The sequence below is a fragment of the Streptomyces sp. NPDC001604 genome (genome assembly GCF_042893475.1).
Classification (GTDB): Bacteria; Actinomycetota; Actinomycetes; order Streptomycetales; family Streptomycetaceae; genus Streptomyces.
Window position 1 is genome coordinate 88,568 of sequence record NZ_JBIAUY010000004.1, and the last position, 22,547, is coordinate 111,114.

At 71.7% G+C, this 22,547-nt stretch carries 17 protein-coding genes and 1 pseudogene; 2 read left to right on the forward strand and 16 right to left on the reverse strand.

Annotated elements, in window-relative coordinates; genetic code table 11:
• Window positions 1–40: 40 nt before the first annotated feature.
• The 11 genes and pseudogenes from ACFY1E_RS13470 to rpe all read right to left on the reverse strand — a co-directional run bounded on the left by ACFY1E_RS13470 (window position 41) and on the right by rpe (window position 11,035).
• Entirely contained in the window at window positions 41–829 is a 789-nt protein-coding gene (locus ACFY1E_RS13470; RefSeq protein ID WP_389075074.1) for a carbon-nitrogen hydrolase family protein, read from the reverse strand.
• 239 nt (window positions 830–1,068) lie between these two features.
• A complete protein-coding gene (locus ACFY1E_RS13475; protein ID WP_389076012.1) occupies window positions 1,069–1,407 on the reverse strand; it encodes a DUF742 domain-containing protein in 339 nt (112 codons plus the stop codon).
• A gap of 35 nt (window positions 1,408–1,442) precedes the next feature.
• Window positions 1,443–3,380, reverse strand: coding sequence for a nitrate- and nitrite sensing domain-containing protein (locus tag ACFY1E_RS13480; RefSeq protein ID WP_389075076.1), 1,938 nt, complete (start codon window positions 3,378–3,380; stop codon window positions 1,443–1,445).
• A gap of 57 nt (window positions 3,381–3,437) precedes the next feature.
• Window positions 3,438–4,646 (reverse strand): MFS transporter, encoded by a 1,209-nt coding sequence (locus ACFY1E_RS13485; RefSeq protein ID WP_389075078.1) that lies wholly within the window; start codon window positions 4,644–4,646, stop codon window positions 3,438–3,440.
• Window positions 4,647–4,781: 135 nt separating this feature from the next.
• Window positions 4,782–5,234 carry an Lrp/AsnC family transcriptional regulator gene (locus tag ACFY1E_RS13490; RefSeq protein ID WP_030946804.1) on the reverse strand — a complete coding sequence of 151 codons (453 nt, stop codon included), beginning with the start codon at window positions 5,232–5,234 and terminating at the stop codon, window positions 4,782–4,784.
• A 10-nt stretch (window positions 5,235–5,244) separates the two neighbouring features.
• Complete coding sequence (locus tag ACFY1E_RS13495) at window positions 5,245–6,747, reverse strand: amino acid permease (protein WP_389075082.1); 1,503 nt, start codon at window positions 6,745–6,747, stop codon at window positions 5,245–5,247.
• 239 nt (window positions 6,748–6,986) lie between these two features.
• Window positions 6,987–7,193, reverse strand: a pseudogene (locus ACFY1E_RS13500) (GNAT family N-acetyltransferase); the annotation flags it as partial.
• Between the two features lie 101 nt (window positions 7,194–7,294).
• A complete protein-coding gene (locus ACFY1E_RS13505) occupies window positions 7,295–8,737 on the reverse strand; it encodes a GuaB1 family IMP dehydrogenase-related protein (RefSeq protein ID WP_389075085.1) in 1,443 nt (480 codons plus the stop codon).
• Window positions 8,738–8,868: 131 nt separating this feature from the next.
• Window positions 8,869–9,180: a barstar family protein gene (locus ACFY1E_RS13510; protein ID WP_389075087.1), complete on the reverse strand. Its 312-nt coding sequence runs from the start codon at window positions 9,178–9,180 to the stop codon at window positions 8,869–8,871.
• A gap of 46 nt (window positions 9,181–9,226) precedes the next feature.
• Window positions 9,227–10,270 carry a sugar-binding domain-containing protein gene (locus ACFY1E_RS13515; protein WP_115909369.1) on the reverse strand — a complete coding sequence of 348 codons (1,044 nt, stop codon included), beginning with the start codon at window positions 10,268–10,270 and terminating at the stop codon, window positions 9,227–9,229.
• Between the two features lie 78 nt (window positions 10,271–10,348).
• Window positions 10,349–11,035: a ribulose-phosphate 3-epimerase gene (gene rpe / locus ACFY1E_RS13520; RefSeq protein ID WP_344405806.1), complete on the reverse strand. Its 687-nt coding sequence runs from the start codon at window positions 11,033–11,035 to the stop codon at window positions 10,349–10,351.
• A gap of 134 nt (window positions 11,036–11,169) precedes the next feature.
• Between rpe and ACFY1E_RS13525 the strand changes: the two genes are divergently transcribed.
• The gene (locus ACFY1E_RS13525) at window positions 11,170–13,329 is read left to right on the forward strand and encodes an MMPL family transporter (RefSeq protein WP_389075091.1); all 2,160 of its coding nucleotides are present in this window, start codon (window positions 11,170–11,172) and stop codon (window positions 13,327–13,329) included.
• Here the strand turns inward: ACFY1E_RS13525 and ACFY1E_RS13530 are convergent.
• Window positions 13,310–14,737, reverse strand: coding sequence for an RsmB/NOP family class I SAM-dependent RNA methyltransferase (locus tag ACFY1E_RS13530; protein WP_389075094.1), 1,428 nt, complete (start codon window positions 14,735–14,737; stop codon window positions 13,310–13,312). The two genes, ACFY1E_RS13525 and ACFY1E_RS13530, sit on opposite strands and share 20 nt — an antisense overlap.
• 64 nt (window positions 14,738–14,801) lie before the next feature.
• Window positions 14,802–15,734 (reverse strand): methionyl-tRNA formyltransferase, encoded by a 933-nt coding sequence (gene fmt / locus ACFY1E_RS13535; protein ID WP_389075096.1) that lies wholly within the window; start codon window positions 15,732–15,734, stop codon window positions 14,802–14,804.
• Window positions 15,735–15,978: 244 nt separating this feature from the next.
• On the opposite strand from fmt, the gene ACFY1E_RS13540 reads away from it, so the two are divergent.
• Window positions 15,979–16,521, forward strand: a complete 543-nt coding sequence (locus ACFY1E_RS13540) for a hypothetical protein (protein ID WP_099927436.1) — start codon at window positions 15,979–15,981, stop codon at window positions 16,519–16,521.
• A 747-nt stretch (window positions 16,522–17,268) separates the two neighbouring features.
• Here the strand turns inward: ACFY1E_RS13540 and ACFY1E_RS13545 are convergent.
• From ACFY1E_RS13545 to coaBC, 3 genes are all read right to left on the reverse strand, one after another.
• Window positions 17,269–19,422, reverse strand: coding sequence for a primosomal protein N' (locus ACFY1E_RS13545; protein WP_389075099.1), 2,154 nt, complete (start codon window positions 19,420–19,422; stop codon window positions 17,269–17,271).
• Window positions 19,423–19,815: 393 nt separating this feature from the next.
• A complete protein-coding gene (metK, locus tag ACFY1E_RS13550) occupies window positions 19,816–21,024 on the reverse strand; it encodes a methionine adenosyltransferase (RefSeq protein ID WP_389075102.1) in 1,209 nt (402 codons plus the stop codon).
• A 248-nt stretch (window positions 21,025–21,272) separates the two neighbouring features.
• Complete coding sequence (gene coaBC, locus ACFY1E_RS13555; RefSeq protein WP_389075104.1) at window positions 21,273–22,475, reverse strand: bifunctional phosphopantothenoylcysteine decarboxylase/phosphopantothenate--cysteine ligase CoaBC; 1,203 nt, start codon at window positions 22,473–22,475, stop codon at window positions 21,273–21,275.
• Window positions 22,476–22,547: the final 72 nt, after the last annotated feature.

Here is a 22,547-nt window from a genome sequence, read left to right on the forward strand (position 1 = left end):
TGCACGGAAAGACAGAAAGTTCGGGTACGGGGTGAGGGGTTCAGACGAGGGACCCGTAGAGACCGGGCCGGCGGTCCTTCAGATACGGGTTCGCCTCACGGGAGGCGGCGAGGAAGGCGGGGTCGGCGTCGGCGAACACCAGCTCCTCGCCGCGCCCGGCGCGGGCGCGGGCGACCCCGTCGGGACCGGCCAGCGCGGAGAGCCCGACGAAGTCGAACTCCCCTTCCTCGCCGACCCGGTTGACGTACGCGACGTACAGCTGGTTCTCCCAGGCCCGGACCGGGATCATCGACTCGGCGACGAACTGGAACGGGTGCATCTGGGCCGTCGGCACCACGAGCAGATCGGTGCCGGCCAGGGCGTGGGCGCGGACGTTCTCCGGGAACTCGACGTCGTAGCAGATCATGAGGCCGACGGTGAGCCCGCCGAGCTCGGCCTGGACGACCGGCTGCTCACCCGGCGTGAAGTGGTCGCGCTCGAAGCAGCCGAAGAGGTGGGTCTTGCGGTAGTTCGCGAGCCGGATGCCCTCGGCGGAGATCATCTGCGCGGAGTTGAAGACGGTCTCACCGTCCCGCTCCGGATACCCGTAGGCGATCGCGAGCCCGTGCCGCCCGGCGATGTCGGCGATCGCGTCCGCGGACTCACCGTCGGCGGACTCGGCGAGCCGGCCGATGTCGTCGCCGATCGCGTACCCGGTCAGGAACATCTCCGGCGCGGCCAGCAGCAGGGCACCCGCGGCAGCGGCACGCCCGGCAGCCGCGTCGAGCACCTTGAGGTTCTCGCCGACGGACCCGGGACGACCGGAGCTCTGGAGCAGGGCGGTACGCATGCGTGTTCCTCAGCGGTACGGAGGGGTTCGGGGGCTGATTAGACGGTACGGTCGCGGGTCCGGGCTCAGCAAGAAGAACCCGTTGCGCGCTGGTGAGCAGTTCGTTGCGTACACCACGGTCCAGACGACGATTCGTTGCGCGCCCCGAAGGGGCGCGGGGCTGTGCCGATATGCGGCTCCGCCGCGCGGGCGGGACGAGCCACGAAGCCCCGGCAGACAACCGACGATCCCGCCCCGCGCTAAAGCTCCCGCAACCGCTCAATGATCTCCCGCAACAATGCGGGATCATCCGCGGGCCCGCCCGCAGGCACGCGCCGCGGCGGATCGACCCGCACAAGCCCGGCCTCGGCCAGATCCCCCAACAGCACGCGCACCACCGTCAGCGGCAGATCCGCATCCGCGGCAAGCTCGACGACCGGCCGGGACCGACGACGCACCAGGTCCAGCAGGGCAGCACCGGCATGGTCGATACCGGCCCGCCCCTCCCCCTGCACGGCAGTGACCTGCGCCATCAGGTCGATGCGATGCCGTTCGGACGGCCGGGTCCGCCCCCGAGTGACGGTGTACGGCCGCACCATCCCCCCGGTCTCGTCCTCGTACCAGTGCTCGTCGCTCACGGCAGGGCAGCCCGCGCCGCCACGCCCTCCTCCGCCAGCACGCCCTCCGGCAGGGTCACCACCGCCGTCGTCCCGCCGTACGGCGACGGGCCGAACGCCACCTCGATCCCGTGCCGGGCGGCGAGGCGTCCCACGACGTACAGCCCGAGCCGGTCGTGCCGGGTCGGATCGAAGCCGCCGGGATTCCTGATCGTCCGTTCCGCCTCCGCCAGCTGCCCGGCGTCGAAGCCGAGCCCCCGGTCGTCGATCTGCAGGACGAAGCCGCCGTCGGCCCGTGCGGTGCGCATGGTCACGCGGGTGTCCGGCGGCGAGAACACCGTGGCGTTCTCGACGAGCTCGGCGATCAGATGGACGACGTCGGCGACGGCGTCCGCGGCGACGCCCACCGCGGGCATCGGCGGCACCTCGACCCGGGCGTACGCCTCGATCTCGCCGACCGCGGAGGCGACGACGTCGGCGACGGGCACCGGGCGCCGCCATCTGCGGCCGGGCGCCGAGCCGGAGAGGACGATCAGGTTCTCGGCGTGGCGCCGCATCCGGGTGGTGAGATGGTCGATGCGGAAGAGCTGTTCCAGCACGTCCGGGTCGTCCGTGCGCCGCTCCAGCGTGTCGACGAGCTTCAGCTGACGGTGCACGAGCGACTGGTTGCGGCGGGCGATGTTGAGCAGCACCGCGGAGAGCCCACGGCGCAGGTTCGCCTGCTGTACGGCCGCCTCGACGGCCGCGAGACGCGCCGCGTTGAAGGACCGCCCCACGTCGCCGATCTCGTCGGCACCCGCCTCCCCGTCCGCGAGCGGCGGCGCCTCGGTGACCGCGTCCACGTCCTCACCCGCACTCAACCTGGCCATGACGTCGGGCAGTTGGCTGGTGGCCAGCAGATCGGCGGCATCCCGCAGCGTCTCGAGGCGTCGCGAGATCCGCCGCGCACCCCGCACCGCGAACCACAGCGACAGTCCTACGGCAGCCAGTCCGACCACTCCGACCGCGGCGGCCCTGACCAGCTCCCGGTAGGCGAACTGCCGCCCGCGCGCGGCGGAGTTCATGGCGGACCGGGTGCACAGCCGCATGTACTGCTTGACCGCCCGGTCGGTGGTGGAACGCCAGGAGTCGGCCGCGACGGCGTTCCCCGCGCCCGCCGCTCCGGCCCGCAGCAGCGCGTCCTCGCTCGTCACCAGCTTCCGGTGCAGTTGCCCCCGCTGGAACGCCTCGAACAGCGCCCGCGAGTCGCCCGGCAGGTCCGGCACATACGTCCGCTCGAAGACCCGCCGGTCCTCGACGGTCGCCGTGAGCGTGTCGTACTGCCGGTCGGTCAGGGTCCCGGCGGCCCGCGCCCCGGCGACCAGCGCGTCCTCCCGCGAGACGAACTCCCGTACCCGGACCAGCTCGACGACGACCTGGGCCTCCCGCGCGAGCTGCCCGGCCTGCAGGGCGGTGAGCGTCGACTCGACGTCGAAGCCGGGTTCCACCAGCGCGCTGTACTCGCTCACCGCCCGGTCCCAGGAGATGTCCCGGGACAGCACCCGCTCCCGCAGCCCCTCCAGCCGGCCGGCGGTCGTGACCATGGCGTCCAGCGCCTGCCGCTGCCGGTCGGAGAGCTCGTCGCGGTCCCCGGACCGGATCGCCTCGCGCATCGCGTCCACGGCCCGGTCCGTACGGCGCTGCTGTTCCAGCAGGCCGGCGACGGGCGGCGTACGGCTGTCCGTGCCCAAGTACGCGGCGGACAGCCGCCGTTCGATCTGGATCTGCCCGATCGCCGTGTCGACGGGGGTGCCGAACTCCTCGTAGACGCCCTGCACCCGGACGAGCGCGCGCAGCTCCCCGGTGACGGAGACCATGGCGAAGCTCCACAGCACCAGCAGCGCCAGCACGGGAGCGAACGCGAGCGCGACGATCCGGGCCCGTACCGTGCTGGGACGTCCGATGAGCCGGCGCATGCTCCCTCCCCCGGAGTTACTCGCCAGTGCTACCCGTCGGTAACGACGTCGCACAACCTACGGGAAGCTCTGCCGGGACCGCAATGGCCACTTGAGCACCAGCAGCATCGCCGTCACCAGATACGGCACCGCGAACAGGGCGAACGCGGTGCTGTGCGCGGCTCTCGTCTCGATCGCCGCGTAGCCGCCGTACGCCGCGACCGTGGCGAGGTCGCTGCCCAGTCCCGCGACCGAGGTCAGGGTGGCCCGGCGGGTGTCGTCGATGCGCTGCTGGAGGCGGACGTCGGCCAGTACGGTCGCCAGCTGGAACCCGCCGAACGCGAGGGCCAGCAGGACCAGGGCGCCCGGGGTACGGGCCGCGGCGCCCACGGCCATGGCGAGGGCGGCCACCGCGAGGACCGCCGCCAGTCCCGCCGTGCCCATGCGTTCCCAGGGCCCCGCCAGCAGGCCACCGGCGGTCGCTCCCGCCCAGATCAGCAGCAGCAGATACGGGACCGTCGTCTCCGCCACGCCGGTGTCCCGCACCAGCAGGGGCGTGTACTCGTCGAGCGCCTCCCACACGGCCCCCACCGCCGGGACGAGCAGGAGCGCTCCGCGCAAGGACCGGTCGTGGCGCACCGCGGTGAGCCCCTCCCTCAGGGTCGTGGACCAGTCCTCCGCGTCGGCCTCCGGCACCGCCCGGTCCTCCGGGAACCGGGTCGCCGTCGCGGCGCTCGCCAGGCAGGCCAGCACGCTCGCCGCTCCTACGGCGGGGTAGCCGCCCCAGGCGAAGACGGGTCCGGCCAGCGCCATGGCCGCCATGACGGCGACGTGTCCGGCAGCCCGTGCCCGGCCCATGATCCGGGCGTACCGGTCGGCCTCACCGAGCCGTTCCAGTTCCTCGTACACCAGGGCCTCCAGCGCGCCGGAGCCGAGTGCTCCGCGCGCGCCCCACAGCACGAAGCCGAGGGCGAAGGCCCAGTACGACGGGGTGAGCACCCACAGGGTGAAGCCGGCCGCGGTGAGCAGCGGGCCGAGCCAGAGCAGCAGCCGCCGGGACACGGCGTCGGCCCAGGCACCGGAGGGCAACTCCAGAACCACGCCCGTGATCGACCAGAGGGCGAAGAGGGAGGAGATCTGCCAGACGGACAGACCGGTGTCGCTGAACAGCAGCGCGTACACCGGGTAGAGCAGGACGAAGTCGTCGAGGAACGCGTAGCCGTACAGCGTGGCCGTGAGCCGACGGACGTCGGCGGTGACGGGCACGCGTGCAGGTGAGAGTGTCATGAGGCCTTCCCGCAGGGATGGATCGGATGCCGGAGGTACGGCGTCCGAGGCGGCCCTCGGGAGGCACGGCTGGTGGATCAATGTCGCCAGGTCATGGCACCGATGGTAGGCCCGTGCGGCGATCCCGTCCGGTGATTATGTCGGTGATCCCGACGAGAAGCGGCGCAGCAGCGGCGACAGCACCAGCACGGACTTGGTGCGCTCGACGAACGGCTCCCCCGCGATGCGCTCCAGGACCCGCTCGAAGTGGCGCATGTCGGAGGCGAAGACCTGCACGATCGCGTCCGCGTCACCGGTGACCGTGGAGGCGGCCACGACCTCCTGGTAGCGCTCCAGACCCCGCCGGATGACCTCCGGCGAGGTGTTGTGCCGGCAGTAGATCTCGACGAACCCCTCGGTCTCCCAGCCGAGCGCCCCCGGGTCCACCCGAACGGTGAAGCCGGTGATGGCGCCGGTGGCGCGCAGCCGGTCCACGCGCCGCTTCACGGCGGGCGCGGACAGGCCGACGAGCTGCCCGATGTCCGCGTAGGAGCGGCGGGCGTCCTCGGCGAGGGCGTGCACGATGCGTTCGTCGAGATCGTTCAGCACTGCTGGTGGTTCACTTCTCTGGAGTCGTAAGTACTTCCGGGGTTGCGAGTTCTGCTCGCGTGGCAAGGCGGGAGCGGCGATAGCCGTACCCGAAGTAGAACACGAGCCCCACCGCCATCCAGACCCCGAAGACCACCCAGGTGACGGCGGACAGGCTGCCCATCATCCAGACGCAGAACGCGAAGCCCACGGCGGGCAGGACCGGGGAGAGCGGCACCCGGAAGGTGCGGGGCATGTTCGGCCGGGTCCGGCGCAGCACCACGACGGCGATGTTGACCAGGGCGAAGGCGAAGAGGGTGCCGATGCTGGTGGCGTCGGCGAGCTGGCCGAGCGGGATCGCGGCGGCGAGGACCCCGCAGAACAGGGAGACGATGACCGTGCCCGCGCGGGGCGCTCCGGTCTTCGGGTGGACCTTGCCGAACACCTTGGGCACCAGCCCGTCCCGGGACATCGCGAAGAGGATGCGGGTCTGGCCGTAGAGCACGGTCAGCACGACGCTCGCGATGGCGATGACGGCGCAGGCGGCGAGCAGGGTGCCCCAGAAGGACTGGCCGGTGACGTCACGCATGATCTGGGCGAGCGCGGCCTCCGAGTCGTTGAACCGCCGCCAGGGCTTGGCACCGACGGCGACGGCGGCGACGAGCACGTACAGCGCGGTGACGATCACGAGCGACAGCATGATGGCCCGCGGCAGGTCGCGCTGGGCGTTCTTGGCCTCTTCACCCGCGGTGGAGGCGGCGTCGAAGCCGATGTAGGAGAAGAAGAGCGTGGCACCGGCGGCGCTCACGCCCGCCATGCCGAGCGGCATGAAGTGCGCGTAGTTCCCGGACCTGAAGCCCTGGATGCCGATGGCGCAGAACAGCACCAGCGCGGCGATCTTCACACAGACCATGATCGTGTTGGCGCGGGCGGACTCCCGCGCGCCGCCCAGCAGAAATGCCATGGCCAGCAGGACCACGATCAGCGCGGGCAGGTTGAAGATGCCGCCGGCACCGGGCGGGGCGGACAGCGCGTCCGGGATGGTGACGCCTATGGTCCCGTCGAGCAGTTCGTTGAGGTACTCGCCCCAGCCGACGGCCACGGCGGCGACCGAGACGCCGTACTCCAGGACCAGGCACCAGCCGCAGATCCAGGCGATCAGCTCGCCCATGGTTGCGTATGCATACGAGTACGAGGACCCGGCGACCGGGATGCTACCCGCCAGCTCGGCGTACGAGAGGGCCGAGAAGAGCGCGGTCAGACCGGCGATCACGAAGGACAGGGTGACGGCGGGACCGGCCTTGGGCACGGCCTCGCCGAGGACCACGAAGATGCCGGTGCCGAGAGTCGCACCGATGCTGATCATGGTGAGCTGCCACAGTCCGAGGGAACGGCGCAGGGCCCCTCCCTCACCCTGGCCGCCCTCCGCGACCAGGCGTTCCACGGGCTTGCGCCGCATGAGGCGCGCGCCGACGCCCAGGGACGGTGGAGCGTTCGTGGTGCGGTCCTGCGGGGGTGCGCCTTGATCGAGCACGCGCTGACTCCTTCGTCACTGCGGTCAGGGCGGCGGGGACCGGCGGCATCCCTGCGCGAGCAGGGACCCACCGAGCGGGGTCCCTGCCACGCCACGTACAGGGCATGACCCTACGGGGCATGCGTTCGCAGGCGAAATGCAGCAACCTTGCGCATACGTGCAACTTCGTTGCGTTCATCGCAGCCCGGCGGGCGTTCGTTGCACGAGGACTGCCGAGCGTTGCGTACGGATGCTCGGTGCAGCTCCTCCACCAGGAGGGTGCAGGCGTCGACGTACGTATGGCGGTCGAGGCAGTCCGTCACCGGGAGATACCCGAGCCGCGCGTACAGCGCGGCCGCGCGCGGGTTGTCCCTGCCGACACCGATGCCGACGAGCGGCAGGGCCCGTTCCCGGGCCAACTCCTCGGCCGCTCGGATCAGTTGGGTGCCGATCCCGCGCGAGCGGAGGCGGCGCCCCGGAAGACGGTGATCTCCATGCACCCGACGGCGGACCCGGACATGCCGACGGCCCCCGATTTTCAACGGGGGCCGTCGGCAAGGGACTTGGCTCAGCTCCAGCTGGCGTGCAGTGGCTTGCCCTCCGCGTAGCCGGCCGCGCTCTGGATGCCGACCACGGCCTTCTCGGCGAACTCCTCCAGGGAACCGGCACCGGCGTAGGTGCAGGAGGAGCGGACGCCCGCGATGATCGAGTCGATCAGGTCCTCCACGCCGGGACGGGCCGGGTCGAGGAACATGCGCGAGGTGGAGATGCCCTCCTCGAACAGCGCCTTGCGGGCGCGGTCGTACGCCGACTCGTCCGACGTACGGTTGCGCACCGCACGCGCGGAGGCCATGCCGAACGACTCCTTGTACAGGCGGCCGTTGGCGTCCTGCTGCAGGTCGCCGGGGGACTCGTAGGTGCCCGCGAACCACGACCCGATCATCACGTTCGACGCACCGGCCGCCAGGGCCATGGCGACATCACGCGGGTGACGCACACCGCCGTCGGCCCACACGTGCTTGCCGTACTTCTTCGCCTCGGCCGCGCACTCCAGGACCGCGGAGAACTGCGGCCGGCCGACGCCGGTCATCATGCGGGTGGTGCACATGGCGCCGGGGCCGACGCCGACCTTGATGATGTCGGCGCCCGCCTCGATCAGGTCGCGCACGCCCTCGGCGGCGACGATGTTTCCGGCGACGATCGGGACCTGCGGGTCGAGGGCGCGCACCACCTTGATCGCGCTGATCATCGACTCCTGGTGGCCGTGCGCGGTGTCGATGACGAGCGTGTCCACACCCGCGTCCAGCAGTTGCTTGGCCTTGCCCGCGACATCGCCGTTGATGCCGACGGCGGCGGCGATGCGCAGCCTGCCCTGCGCGTCGGTGGCGGGCGTGTACAGCGTGGCGCGCAGGGCGCCCTTGCGGGTGAGGATGCCGGCCAGCCTGCCGTCCTTGTCGACCGCGGGCGCGTAGCGGCGGTTGGCGTGGTCGAGCCGGTTGAACGCCTCGCGCGGGTCGATGTCCGCGTCCAGGAGGAGCAGATCCCGGGACATGACGACCTCGAGCTGCGTGAAGCGGTCCACGCCGCTCAGGTCCTGGTCGGTGACGACGCCGACCGGCCGGCCGTCCTCGTCGACGACCACTCCGGCGTTGTGGGCACGCTTGGGCAGCAGGGCCAGCGCGTCGGCGACGGTCTGGTGCGGGGCCAGCACGATCGGGGTGTCCAGCACGTGGTGGCGGCTCTTCACCCAGGAGACGACCTCGGTGACGACCTCGATCGGAATGTCCTGGGGAATGACGACGAGGCCACCGCGCCGGGCCATCGTCTCGGCCATGCGGCGGCCGGCGATGGCGGTCATGTTGGCGACGACCAGCGGGATCGTGGTGCCCGTGCCGTCCGGGGAGCTGAGGTCCACACCCTGCCGCGAGCCGACCGCACTGCGGCTGGGGACCATGAAGACGTCGTCGTACGTCAGGTCGTACGGGGGCTGGATGTCGTTGAGGAAACGCACGTGCTGCACATCCCAGTCGATCAGAGGTGGCCCCCGGACAGGTCAGCCAGGGGGAAGAGCACGTACTTCATTGTCCCATGTCGACCGGATCGCGAGACACGGGCAGATCATCCAGGCAGGTCAGAGGGGTCTTAGGAGGTTCCTCCAAGGGCGAGTGCCACGGTGAGCGCCGGCATCCGGTCCATGGCCGCGGAGAACACCTCTCGCGCGACCTCCCACTCCTCCGGGCGCACCTTCGCGTACGACTGCCAGTTCCGTACGACCACGAGCATCCCGTCCCCTGCTTCCTCGGGCCAGACAGAGATGTCGCTGAGGCTGTCGACGAGCGCGTCCCAGTTGCGGCCGAACCAGCCGGGCAGCCGGAGGGCGTCCACGCAGCGGTCCATCAGGCCCGCCTTGTCCGTCACCCCGTCGAGGTCCAGCGTGACCACGAGTTCCGCCATCTCAGTACCGGCCCGAAGAGGTCCTGGCAAATTTCCTGACCATCTGTCAGATCCCGTCCGGGTCGGCCCTGTTGAGCGCCGGCTTCGGCGTCGGCCCTGCCGTCATCAGCACGTCCGCGGCCGATGTGTCCGTCACCAGGCTGGTGACCAGACCGGACCGCAGCACCGCGTCGATGGCGGACGCCTTGCGCGCCCCGCCCGCGATCGCGACCACCTCGGGGATACGGCGTAGCTGGTCGGCCTTGACGGTGATGCACCGCTCGCCGAGGTCCCGGCCGACCCGGCGGCCCTGGCCGTCGAAGAGGTGCGCGGACATCTCGGCGGCGACACCGAGCGAGGCGTAGTGCGCGCGCTCCTCGTCGCTGAGCATGTCGTGCACCGTCGAGATGCCGGGCTCCCAGGAGCCGATGGAGACACAGGCGACCGTGACCTTGTCGAAGTACTCGAAGGCCCGGGCGATCCCGGTCTGGTTGCGCAGCGCGGCCGCGGTCGCCGCGTCCGGCAGCAGCATCGGCGCGTAGATGGGGTGGGCGTCGCCGCCGGAGACCTGGGCGGCGCGGCGCACGGCCTCCACGGAGCCGCGCTCGGCGGTCCCGGCGTCGTACACGCCCGTCAGCTGCACCACCGTGCACGGCGGCAGCCGGTCCAGGGCCGCGGCCATGTGGATGGTGGAGCGGCCCCAGGCAAGGCCCAGCACATCGCCCTCGTTGACGAGCTCGCCGAGCAGGTCGGCGGCCACCTCACCGAGGTTCTCCGGGTCGGGCGTCTCCTCGGCCTCGGCCGGGGACTCCACCACGACGGCGTGCCTGAGGCCGTAGCGGGCGCGCAGCGCGTCCGAGCGCTCGGCGTCCAGCTCGGCCGGGACGCGGATCTCGATACGTACGAGATCCCGTTCGAGAGCCGTCTCCAGGACCCGGGCCACCTTGAAGCGGCTGACGCCGAACTCCTCCGCGATCTGGATCTTGGACTTCCCCTCGAGGTAGAAGCGGCGGGCCATGGCCGCCGCCTGCACCAGCTCAGCGGGTCCCATCCGCACTGCTGACCGGCCCGCCGACATACCCGACACGGCGATCTCCTCACTGCTGTTCACACTCTGGATTCGCCGTTCATCCTTGCAGATTCGGCGCACTTGATCCGCCCTGATGGGCGCCGTTCACGTTGTCTTGGCTCAGTGGTCGCACGCCCAGCTCGCCCTGGCGGTCACCGTCTCCGCCTGGGTGCGCAGTGCACGTACCGCGTGCGCCGGGTCCTCCGCTCCGTACACCGCCGAACCCGCGACGAAGACGTCCGCACCGGCCTCGGCGCAGCGCTCGATGGTGGAGGCGGAGACTCCGCCGTCCACCTGGAGCCACAGTTCGAGGCCATGCTTGCTGATCAGCTCGCGGGTGCGGCGGATCTTGGGAAGCATGATGTCGAGGAACGCCTGCCCGCCGAACCCCGGCTCAACCGTCATGATCAGCAGCATGTCGAGCTCGGGGAGCAGGTCCTCGTACGGCTCGATGGGCGTGGCGGGCTTCAGGGCCATGGAGGCGCGGGCGCCCTTGGCCCGGATCTCCCGGGCGAGGCGGACCGGCGCGGCGGCCGCCTCGACGTGGAAGGTGACGGAGGAGGCCCCCGCTTCGACGTACTGCGGGGCCCAGCGATCGGGGGCCTCGATCATCAGATGGCAGTCCAGCGGGGTGTCCGTCGCACGCGCCAGGGACTCTACGACCGGCACGCCGAGCGTGAGGTTCGGGACGAAATGGTTGTCCATGACGTCGACGTGGAGCCAGTCGGCTCCTTCGACCGCCTTCGCCTCGTCCGCGAGGCGGGCGAAGTCGGCGGACAGGATGCTGGGGTTGATCTGCACGGCCATGACCCAAGCCTCCCACGTCCGGGCACGTTTGTTCGCGCCGGTCCGGACCTGGGCCGTTCAGCCCATGCCCGGCAGGGGCGGTACGTGCCATGCTCGGTGGGTGATCGGCACCACGTAGGACTGCGGGGTTCGCCATGAGGCAGCTCGACGTCTGGAAGCGGAACACCATCCGGATCGTCTGCGGGCGGCGATCCAAGTGGCTGGTCGTGGCCCTGTGGCTGGTGGTCCTGGTGATCGCGGCGCCGTTCGGGGCGAAGCTGAACAGCGCCCAGGACAACGACGCCCAGTCCTGGCTGCCCGGCTCCGCGGAGTCCACCCAGGTCCTCGACAGCTCCGAGCACTTCAGGCCCGAGCAGATCCCGGCGGTCGTCGTCTACGCGCGCGCGAACGGGCTGACCGTCCGTGACCGGCAGCAGATCGCCGAGGACGTCCGGCAGATCAAGGCGCTGCACGACCACGGCATTCGCGGCGTGGAGACCCGCGGACCGGTCTACGACCGGCCGGCAGCACCGCGGGCCGCCCAGATCTACGTCCCGATCACCATGGACGCGCAGGGCTGGCAGCGAATCGCGCCCGCCGTCGACTCCATCCGCCACCAGGTGGGCAGGGGCGGCAGCGGAATCACGGTCCACATCACCGGGCCCGGCGGTACGTCGGCGGACTTCTCCAAGGCCTTCGAGGGCATCGACACGACGCTGCTGTTCTCCGCGATGGCGGTCGTGATCGTCATGCTGCTGCTGACGTTCCGCAGTCCGACGCTGCTGTTCGTGCCGCTGCTCGGTGTGGTGGCGGCCCTGTTCACCGCACAGGCGCTGATCTACCTCCTCGCCAGACACGCCGGTCTGACGGTCAACGGCCAGAGCGCCGGCATTCTCACGGTGCTCGTCTTCGGCGCGGGCACGGACTACGCCCTGCTCCTGGTCGCCCGCTACCGGGAGGAGCTGCGCCGGCACGAGGACCGCCACGAGGCGATGGAGCTGGCGATGAACCGCGCGGGGCCGGCGGTGATGGCCTCCGGTCTGACGGTCGTCCTGAGCATGCTGGTGCTGCTGGTCGCAGAGATGAACTCGACGCGGGGCCTGGGCCCGGTGGCCGCCATCGGTGTGACGATCGCCCTGCTGGCCATGCTCACCCTCTTCCCGGCCCTGCTGCTGGTCTTCGGCCGCTGGATCTTCTGGCCGACCGTCCCGCACTTCGGGTCCGCCGATCCGACCGAGCGGGGCCTGTGGGCCCGGATGGGCCGCCGTATCGCGCGCCGTCCGCGTGTTGTCTGGGGCGCCACTGCCGTGGTTCTCGTGGCGCTGTCCCTGGGCCTGTTCCAGCTGCGCGCGGCGGGGATCGCCAATGCGGACGCCTTCACCGACACACCGGACTCGATCGTCGGGCAGAAGGTGTCGGCGCGCTACTTCCCGGCGGGCACCGGCGATCCGCTGGTGATCGTCTCCAACAAGGCGCAGGCCACCCAGGTGGGCCGCGCCGTTGCAGCGGACCGCGGAGTAGTGCCGCAGAGCATCGGCGTACCGCCCGGCACCGCGCCCGAGCACAACGGGCAGGTGCTGTTCGAGGCGACCATGCGCGCCCCGGCCGACAGCGACGCGGCCAAGGCGACCGTGCAGCGGGTGCGCGACGCGGTGCACGCCGTGCCCGGCGCCGACGCGCAGGTGGGCGGCGGCACCGCCGCGCTGCTGGACATGGAGAACGCCCAGACCCACGACAACTACCTGGTCATCCCGCTGGTCCTGACCGTCGTACTGCTCGTGCTCGGCGTGCTGCTACGGGCCCTGGTGGCCCCGCTCCTCCTGATCGGGACGGTGGTGCTGTCCCTGGCCACGGCGCTCGGGCTGAGCGCCCTCGCCTTCCGGTACGTCTTCGACTACGCAGGCGAGGACGTGGCCTTCCCGCTGTTCGTCTTCGTGTTCCTGGTCGCCCTGGGCATCGACTACAACATCTTCCTGACCACCCGCATCCGCGAGGAGGCCATGCGTCAGGGCACCCGCCCCGGTGTGGTGACGGGCCTGGCCACCACCGGCGCGGTGATCACCTCGGCCGGACTGGTCCTCGCGGGCACGTTCGCCGCCCTGGGCACCCTGCCGATGGTGGGCTTCGCGGAGATCGGCTTCGCGGTCGCGCTGGGCGTCCTGCTGGACACGTTCGTCGTCCGTTCCGTGCTGGTCACCTCCCTCTTCCTCGACGTGGGGAAGAAGGCGTGGTGGCCGCACCACCTGGCGCACGCTGACGGGGAGACACACCCCCGTGAAACGCTCGGCGCGAGGGTCAGCCAGTCCTCCGGATGAGCGCCAGATACATGGCGTCGGTCCCGTGCAGATGCGGCCACAGCTGTACGTCGGGGCCGTCACCGAGGTCCGGTACGCCCGGCAGCAGGGGCCGTGCGTCGATCAGCTCGGCCTCGGGGTGCTGCTTGAGCAGGTCGTCGACGACGGCCCTGGTCTCGGCGAGATGGGGCGAGCAGGTGGCGTAGCCGACGACACCGCCGACCCGTACGGCGTCCAGCGCGGTGCGCAGCAGGGCGCGCTGCAGCGGCCCGAAACCGTCCAGGTCCTCGGGACGGCGCCGCCAGCGCGCCTCGGGCCGCCGGCGCAGCGCGCCGAGCCCGGTGCAGGGCACGTCCATCAGGACGCGGTCGAAGGAGCCGGGCCGCCACGGCGGGCGGGTGCCGTCCGCGGCGATGACCTGGTACGGCCCGGGGTTGCCGCGCAGGGCCTTCGCCACCAGGCCGGCCCGGTGCGGCTGCTTCTCGGAGGCGAGCAGGGTCGCCCCCCGCTCGGCGGCCAGCGCACCGAGCAGCGCCGCCTTGCCTCCGGGTCCGGCACATCCGTCGAGCCACTTCTCGTCCGGGCCGTCCAGCGGAGCGTTGGCCAGCGCCAGCGCCACGAGTTGACTGCCTTCGTCCTGCACACCCGCGCGGCCCTCCCGTACGGCCTCGATCGCGCCGGGCTCACCGCCTTCGCTGAGCCGCACGGCATACGGCGACCAGCGCCCCGCGACGGCGGCCTCCTCCCGGAGCAGCTCATCGGTCGTGGCCCGCCCGGGGCGCGCGACCAGGGTCACCTCGGGCCGCTCGTTGTCCGCCTCCAGCAGCCGCTCGATGCCGGCCCGGCCGCCGCCGAGCGAGTCCCACAGCGCGGAGACGACCCAGCGCGGATGCGAGTGCACGACCGCCAGGTGATCCTCGGGGTCCTCGTCGTAGGGCGGTGCGACGCGTTCGATCCAGGTGTCCAGGTCGTGCTGCGCGACCTTCCGCAGCACGGCGTTGACGAACTTGGCCCGCCCGTCGCCGAGCACGACCCGGGCCAGCTCGACGGAGGCGGAGACCGCGGCATGGGTCGGAATCCGCGTCCCGAGCAGCTGGTGCACACCGAGACTCAGCACATCCAGCACCGGCGGGTCGACCTCGCGCAACGGCCGGTCCACACAGGCCGAGATGACGGCGTCGTACGTGCCCTGCCGGCGCAGCGTCCCGTACACCAGCTCGGTCGCCAGCGCCGCGTCCCGGCCGTCGAACTTGTCGGGTCCCTCCTTCTCCCGCGCCTTGCGCAAGAGCGGCGGCAACACGAGGTTGGCGTACGCGTCCCGCTCGTCCACGGCCCTCAACGCCTCGAAGGCGAGGATGCGGACGGGGTCCTTCTTGGGCCGACGGTAGGGCTTGCCGGGCTTGCGGGGCCCACGGGAGGTGTCGCTCACGAAAAAGGTGCTCCGGATGTCTGATGTGGATACGCACCAAGGGTACGTCCCGCCCGCCGGCCCGCTACCCGCCGAGCGTCTCCCCGTCCGCGATCCGCACCCCGCGCGCCCAGTCGGCCGCCCGCATCGGCTTCTTGCCCTGGGCCTGCACCCACAGCAGCTCGACGGCGTACGAACCGGTGCCGACGTGGACGCTGTTCTTGCCGACGGCCGGCTGCGCCGGTGCGAGATCGGTCCGGTCCGGCACGGGCGTCACCTGGATGAGCTTGAGCCGCTCGCCGCGGAAGGTGGTCCAGGCGCCGGGCGCAGGAGTGCAGCCGCGCACCACCCGGTCGACGCGCAGCGCCGGGGCGGCCCAGTCGACCTGGGCGTCCTCAACGGTGATCTTCGGGGCGAGGGTGATGCCCTCGTTCGGCTGCGGTACGGCCTTCAGGGTGCCGTCCTCGATACCGTCCATGGTCGCGGCGAGCAGTCCCGCGCCGGCGAAGGCGAGCCGGGTCAGCAGGTCACCGCTGGTGTCGGTGGGCCGGATCTCCTCGGTGACGGTGCCGTAGACGGGCCCGGAGTCGAGCCCCTCCTCGATGAGGAAGGTGGACGCGCCGGTGATCTCGTCGCCCGCCATGATGGAGTGCTGCACCGGCGCCGCACCCCGCCAGGCGGGCAGCAGTGAGAAGTGCAGGTTGACCCAGCCGTGGGTGGGGACGTCGAGCGCGACGCGCGGCAGCAGCGCCCCGTAGGCGACGACGGGGCAGCAGTCGGGCCCGATCTCCCGCAGCCGCTCGAGGAACTCCGGGTCCCGCGGCTTGAGCGGCCTCAGCACCTCGATGCCGGCCTCCTGCGCCCGCTGCGCCACGGGCGAGGCGACCAGCCTGCGCCCCCGCCCGGCCGGCGCGTCGGGCCGCGTGACGACGGCGGCCACCTCGTGCCGCCCGGAGGTGATGAGAGCGTCCAGAGCGGGAACGGCGACCTCGGGGGTACCGGCGAAGACGAGCTTCATGGGTGGGCGGGGCCTCTCGGACGGGGGCTGTTGCGGCAACGCACAAGTCTATGACCACGCACGGAAAGCTCCACGCCTGCGCCCCGGGCGCGAACCTGCCCCTTGGGGGGCGTACGCATATGCCCCTACGCCCCCAGACCGTGACCCCCGGAGCAAAAACACGTTGGTCAAGAAAGAGTTGACCACAACGGGCCGCAATCGCGCGGCCCGGATCCTTTTCAACGCCGGTTCGAGAGGCTTGTTCATGGCCGACCACGCAACCCACGACGCCCAGGCTCGGGCCAGCCTGCACTTGCTGGTGCGGGACATCGAGCGGGTCCGCCGGCAGGTGGACGCACTGCGCACGCTCACGGCGCAGTTGGGGAATGTCTACCGCCCGCGCCGCTCCGGCCCCTCCACGGGCTTCGTCGTGTACGGACGCGCTCCCGCCCCGACGGTCCGTCTCGCGCAGGAGCTGCGGGACAGTGTCGAGACCCTGGTCACGGCCGCGGTCGACTTCGACCGCTCCCTCGGTTTCTCGTGGGACGCGGTGGGTTCCGCACTCGGGGTCACCAAGCAGGCGGTGCACCGCCGTTACGGTGCACGTCGCGCCGCGGCCCAGGCGGCCGCCGAGACCGAGCGGGCCACCGAGCCGGCGGGCTCCCGGACGGTCAGTGTGAACACCGGCATCCCGACGGTGCCGACGGTCCCCGCCGCGCGCTCCATGCCGACCCAGCCGACGGCCGGCAGCCCGTCCCTCCGCGACGAGGCCAGGCCGACAGCCTTCCCCGGCCCCCGCAACGGCTGAACCACCTCTCCCCCTGCCCTCCCGGCCGACCTCGGGAGGGCAGTTGCACGTCGGGGCACACATCGAGGACCGTGGGCGGGCTGCGCCGCGCCGGCGCGCACGGCAGCGGCGACGCTCCCTCGGAAGCATCACGGGTGAGCCTCAGGAACCCCTCGGGCCGTGCCGGAGAGTGCCCCTCAGGCCGGGCGGCCCCACTCGGCATCCCACTTGCCTCGCCCAATGTTCGGGAGCCACCTGACCTGAGCCACGCAGCCTCGGTCGCTCTCCGGTGACCTCACCTAAGTCACACGGTGTCACCCGCTGTCCGACCGCGCAGGGCCCCCGTCCACCCGCTGCACTCGATGTCCAACGGACCCTGCGCCCCGGCGCCCAACCACCTCCCCCAACGACCAACGACCCAGCAAGCCGGCGGCCCCCAACCACCTCGCCGATGTCAGTCGGCCCCAGAGCCCCCAACTGCCTCACCCGACGGGCGGGCCCCAACGCCCCCAACCGCCTCACCGAATGTCAGCTGGCCCCAGCAACCCCGCTCAACCGCCTCACCCAACCTCAGCCGACCCCAACAACCCCGCTCAACCGCCTCACCCAACCTCAGCCGACCCCAGCAACTCCGCTCAACCGCCTCACCCGATGTCAGCCGTCTCCAGCGCCCCCAACTGCCTCACCCGACGTCAGACGGCCCCAGCACCCCGCTCCAACCGGCTCACCCAACCTCAGCCGGCCCCCAGCAACCCCGCTCCAACCGCCTCACCCGATGTCAGGCGGATCGATCCGCACCCGGACCAGGGCCTCGCCCGCCCCCCGTGCCATTCGTGCAGCCTGCGCGGCCTTCAGTGCCGAGGCCAGTGCGGCTCCGCGCCCCGGTGGTACGCGAACAAGTGCCCGCTCCCAGTGCTCCCCGGGCGGAGGCGCGCCCACCCGGCGCGGCCGCCCGGCTGCCGTGACCGGCAGCGGCACGGGTCCCAGCACCTCGGCCTCCCGGGGCAGTTCGGCCGTGCGCAGGAATTCGGCGACCGCGTCCCCCTCCCCGGACACCGCCGCCATCCGTGACACCGGCGGAAAGCCCAGCTCGGCCCGCTCGGCGAGTTCCCGCACCGCATGTCCGACGGGGTCCCACCGCACCAGCGCCTGTACGGGCCGCAGCGTCGGCTCGGCGACGACCACCACGGTGCCGCCGGCACCCTGCGGCCGGACGAGCGCGGCGGCCGCCAGCCAGCGCCGTAGCGCGTCCTCGCCGGCGCGCAGGTCGGGGCGGCCGAGCATGGCCCAGCCGTCCAGCAGCAGGGCCGCCGCGTAGCCGCCCTCGGCGACCGGCTCGGCCCCCGGTGTGCTCACGACCAGCGCGGGCGCGCCCGGCACGGTGTCCAGCACATGCTCACGCCCGGAGGTCCGCACCGGAACGGCGGGAAACGCCCGCCCCAACTCCTCGGCGGTGCGCCGCGCCCCCACGACCTGCGCCCGCAGCCGGAACCCGCCGCACTCCGGACAGTGCCAGCCGCTCTCCTCCCGCCCGCACCACCCGCACCGCAGCGCGGCCCCGGACTCCTGCCCCTCCAACGAGCCGGAGCAGTGCCGACACCGCGCGGGCGCCCGGCAGTTGGCGCACGCCATCCGGGGGACGTAACCCCGCCGGGGCACCTGCACCAGCACCGGCCCCTGCCGCAGCCCGTCCCGCACGGCCTGCCAGGCGAGGGTCGGCAACCGGGCGGCCCGGGCCGCCTCGTCCCGCGCGAGGTCCGCGTCCCCCACGGTCCGCACCAGCGGCGCGGCCCCCCGCACCTGCTCCCGCCCGGCGACGAGAGGCCGGGCCCAGCCGCTCTCGACCAGCTGCGCCGCCTCGACGGTGCAGCTCCAACTGCCCAGCAGGAATGCGCACTTGTCCAGGGCGGCCCGCAGCAGCAGCACTTCCCTCGCATGCGGCTGCGGCGCGTGCTGCTCGCTGTGGCTGTCGTCCCCGTCGTCCCAGATGGCGACGAGGCCGAGATCCTGAACCGGGGCGAACATGGCGGCCCGGGTCCCGATGACCGCCCGGACGGCTCCCCGCCGCACGGCGAGCCACTCCCGGTACCGCTTCTCGGGACCTGCGTCGGCGGTGAGCACCGCGTGCCGTCCCTCCCCGAGCAGCGCGGTCAGCGCGGCATCGACCCGGGCGACCGTCCGCCCGTCGGGCAGCACCACGAGCGCACCGCGCCCGGAGACCAGCGTCGCCGCCACGGCCCGCGCCAGCTCGTCGCTCCACTCGGGCCCCGGCAGCGCATTCCACACCGCACGCGGCGCGGCCCCCGAGGCGAGCGACTCGAGAAAGGCGGCCCCCCGCTCGTACCGCACCCAGGACGCCGCCTCCGGCATCGCCGGCGGCGGCAGTGGCTCGGGCGAGGGCCGTTGCTCGGCCCGCGCGCTGCGCGGCGGCACGGCCAGCTGGAGCACATCGGCCAGGCTTCCCGCATACCGATCGGCGACGGCCCGGGCCAGCCCCAGCAACTCCTCGCTCAACACCCGCTCGGGAGACACGACCTGGGCCAGCGCGGCAAGCGGCCCGGAGTAGTCGGACTCGGCAAGCCTCTCGACGAGGAACCCGTCGATCAGCCCGCCGCCCTCACGCCGCCCTTCCCGCACTCGATGCCGTCCGGCCCCGAACCGCACCCGCACCCGCACCCCGGGCTGAGCATCCGCATCGAGCTCCTCGGGCACCGCATAGTCGAAGTACCGGTCGAGATGCAGCACTCCCTTGTCGACCAGCACCCGGGCGACCGGCAGCTCCTTGGCCAGCGCAGCGCCCCGCCAGGTCCGTGGCTTGGCCCTGGGCACCTCGGCCTTGCGCACGCTCTCCCTGATGAGCGCAAGCTGCTCGGGCGGCGCACCCTCCGCCCCGCCGTCCGTCCGCCCGTTCTCGCTGCTCACGCTTGCATTCTTACCAAACGCCACTGACAACCGACGCCGCCCGAGATCAGTCCGGCCGCGGATCACGAACGCCGTCAGGCGCTTCCGCCTTGGGCCACTCGGCCATACCGGTCCAGGACCGGCAGCAGGATTCGAACCTGCGAGGGGTCAACCCAGAAGTATCCGCAACCATCGCACCGGACCTGGTCGGCTCTCCCGAGATCGGCACGGCAGCGGCACACGTTTCCAGAATCACCGCGCGCACGAGGCGCACTCCACCGAAGGAACCACGGCCATCGCACCGGGAGATGATCAGCGTAGGGAGCGACCGGCACGGCGGGCGAGCGATTTACGACCGGAACACACCGAGGCCCGGCTCCCCGAGGGAACCGGGCCCGATGGGAACCGCGGAGCCTAGAGCCCCGCCGCCTTGCGCAGCGCGTCCACGCGGTCCGTCTTCTCCCAGGTGAAGTCGGGCAGCTCACGGCCGAAGTGGCCGTAGGCGGCCGTCTGGGCGTAGATGGGGCGCAGCAGGTCCAGGTCGCGGATGATCGCGGCCGGACGCAGGTCGAAGACCTCGTCGATCGCCTTCTCGATCTTCTCGTGGTCGATCTTGGCGGTGCCGAAGGTCTCCACGAACAGACCGACCGGCTCGGCCTTGCCGATGGCGTACGCCACCTGCACCTCGCAGCGGGAGGCCAGACCCGCGGCGACCACGTTCTTCGCCACCCAGCGCATCGCGTACGCGGCGGAGCGGTCCACCTTGGAGGGGTCCTTGCCGGAGAAGGCGCCGCCGCCGTGGCGGGCCATACCGCCGTACGTGTCGATGATGATCTTGCGGCCGGTGAGGCCGGCGTCGCCCATCGGGCCGCCGATCTCGAAGCGGCCGGTCGGGTTGACCAGCAGGCGGTAGTTCTCGGTGTCGAGCTTGATGCCGTCGTCCAGGAGCGCCTTCAGCTCGGCCTCGACGACGAACTCGCGGATGTCGGGGGCGAGGAGTGACTCCAGGTCGATGTCGCTGGCGTGCTGCGAGGAGACGACGACGGTGTCGAGGCGGACGGCCTTGTCGCCGTCGTACTCGATGGTGACCTGCGTCTTGCCGTCCGGGCGCAGGTAGGGGATGGTGCCGTTCTTGCGGACCTCGGACAGCCGGTTCGCCAGCCGGTGCGCCAGGAAGATCGGCAGCGGCATCAGGGTGGGCGTCTCGTCGGTCGCGTACCCGAACATCAGGCCCTGGTCGCCGGCGCCCTGGCGGTCCAGCTCGTCCTCGTCGCCCTCGACCCGGGACTCGTACGCCGTGTCGACACCCTGAGCGATGTCGGGGGACTGCGCGCCGATGGACACCGAGACGCCGCAGGAGGCGCCGTCGAAGCCCTTCTTCGAGGAGTCGTAGCCGATCTCGAGGATCTTGTTGCGGACGAGGGTCGCGATGTCCGCGTAGGTCTTGGTGGTGACTTCACCGGCGACGTGCACCAGACCGGTGGTGATCAGCGTCTCGACGGCGACCCGGGAGGACGGGTCCTCGCGCAGAAGCGCGTCGAGAATGGTGTCGCTGATCTGGTCAGCGATCTTGTCGGGGTGACCCTCGGTCACGGACTCCGAGGTGAACAGGCGACGGGACACAACGCTCCCTGGGGTTGCAGCGGCTGCTGGCTGATCATTGGCGGACGGCCCGGAGGCTGCGCCCGTGGTCGTCCGAGAACAGTTTATCGGTCGTGCTCGGCCACCGGCCCCCCCATCTCGCCCCTCGGGAGTGCTGTGACCTGCGGCACGGGCATTCTGCCCAATTCCGAGCGCTCTTGGCCAGGGTTGCCACGCTCCTGTCACAGAGGTTGCAGAGGTTTGAGGGGACCGAGAGGCGAATGAAACATTCAGCCGAGCCGCTCCGCCACCAGGTCCCAGACGGTTTCGGCCAGATGTTCCTTCGGCCCGCGGTGCACGGGGGTCTCGCTGCCGTCGGCGCCCAGCACCACGGCCTCGTTCTCTTCGGAGCCGAAGGTCTTGCGCTCCCCCACCTCGTTCACCACGAGGAGGTCGCAGCCCTTGCGCTCCAGCTTGGTGCGGCCGTTGGCCAGGACGTCGTCGGTCTCGGCGGCGAAGCCGACGATCACCTGTCCGGGGCGGGCGCGCTCCGCCGAGATCTCCGCGAGGATGTCCGGATTCCGCACCAGCACGATGGGGTCCGGGTCCTGGCCGTCCTTCTTCTTGATCTTCCCGGCCGCGTAGGTCTCCGGCCGGAAGTCGGCGACCGCTGCGGCCATGACGACGGCGTCCGCGTCCGGGGTCGCCTTCAGCACCGCCTCGCGCAGCTGAACGGCCGTGCCCACCTGGACGACGTCCACGCCCGCCGGGTCCGGCAGACCGGTGTTCGCGGCGATGAGCGTGACACGGGCACCGCGCGCGGCGGCGGTGCGGGCGAGGGCGTAGCCCTGCTTGCCGGAGGAGCGGTTGCCGAGGAAGCGCACCGGGTCCAGGGGTTCGCGGGTGCCGCCGGCGCTGACGACGACGTGCCGGCCCCTGAGGTCGGGCTCGGTGACGCCTCTGGACAGCACCCGGCGGCAGATCGCATAGATCTCCGTCGGGTCGGGCAGGCGGCCCTTGCCGGTGTCGACGCCGGTCAGACGGCCGACGGCCGGTTCGATGACGACGGCGCCGCGGCGGCGCAGCGTGGCCACGTTCTCCTGGGTGGCCGGGTGTTCCCACATCTCGGTGTGCATGGCGGGCGCGAAGACGACGGGACAGCGCGCGGTCAGGAGCGTGTTCGTGAGCAGGTCGTCGGCCAGGCCGTGGGCGGCCTTCGCGAGGATGTCCGCGGTCGCCGGGGCGACGACGACCAGGTCGGCGTGCTGCCCGATGCGGACGTGCGGAACCTCGTGGACGTCGTCCCAGACCTCGGTGGAAACGGGGTTTCCGGAGAGGGCGGACCAGGTGGCGGCGCCGACGAAGTGCAGCGCGGAAGCGGTGGGGACCACGCGTACGTCATGGCCGGACTCGCTCAGTCTGCGCAGCAGCTCACAGGCCTTGTAGGCGGCGATGCCACCGCTGACCCCCAGCACGACCTTGGGCTTGTCCACCGTCTCTCCCCGGCTCGGCAACGTACGAGTCCATCAACGACTCCATCACACACCACAGGCCCGACAGTCGCG

Coding starts and splice junctions, on each gene's coding strand:
- ACFY1E_RS13510 (WP_389075087.1), bottom strand. CDS start 9,180: ATGGCGGAACTCGTGGTCACGCTGGACCTCGACGGGGTGACGGACAAG.
- ACFY1E_RS13480 (WP_389075076.1), bottom strand. CDS start 3,380: ATGCGCCGGCTCATCGGACGTCCCAGCACGGTACGGGCCCGGATCGTC.
- ACFY1E_RS13485 (WP_389075078.1), bottom strand. CDS start 4,646: ATGACACTCTCACCTGCACGCGTGCCCGTCACCGCCGACGTCCGTCGG.
- fmt (WP_389075096.1), bottom strand. CDS start 15,734: ATGAAGCTCGTCTTCGCCGGTACCCCCGAGGTCGCCGTTCCCGCTCTG.
- ACFY1E_RS13525 (WP_389075091.1), top strand. CDS start 11,170: ATGAGGCAGCTCGACGTCTGGAAGCGGAACACCATCCGGATCGTCTGC.
- ACFY1E_RS13470 (WP_389075074.1), bottom strand. CDS start 829: ATGCGTACCGCCCTGCTCCAGAGCTCCGGTCGTCCCGGGTCCGTCGGC.
- ACFY1E_RS13540 (WP_099927436.1), top strand. CDS start 15,979: ATGGCCGACCACGCAACCCACGACGCCCAGGCTCGGGCCAGCCTGCAC.
- ACFY1E_RS13475 (WP_389076012.1), bottom strand. CDS start 1,407: ATGGTGCGGCCGTACACCGTCACTCGGGGGCGGACCCGGCCGTCCGAA.
- rpe (WP_344405806.1), bottom strand. CDS start 11,035: ATGGCCGTGCAGATCAACCCCAGCATCCTGTCCGCCGACTTCGCCCGC.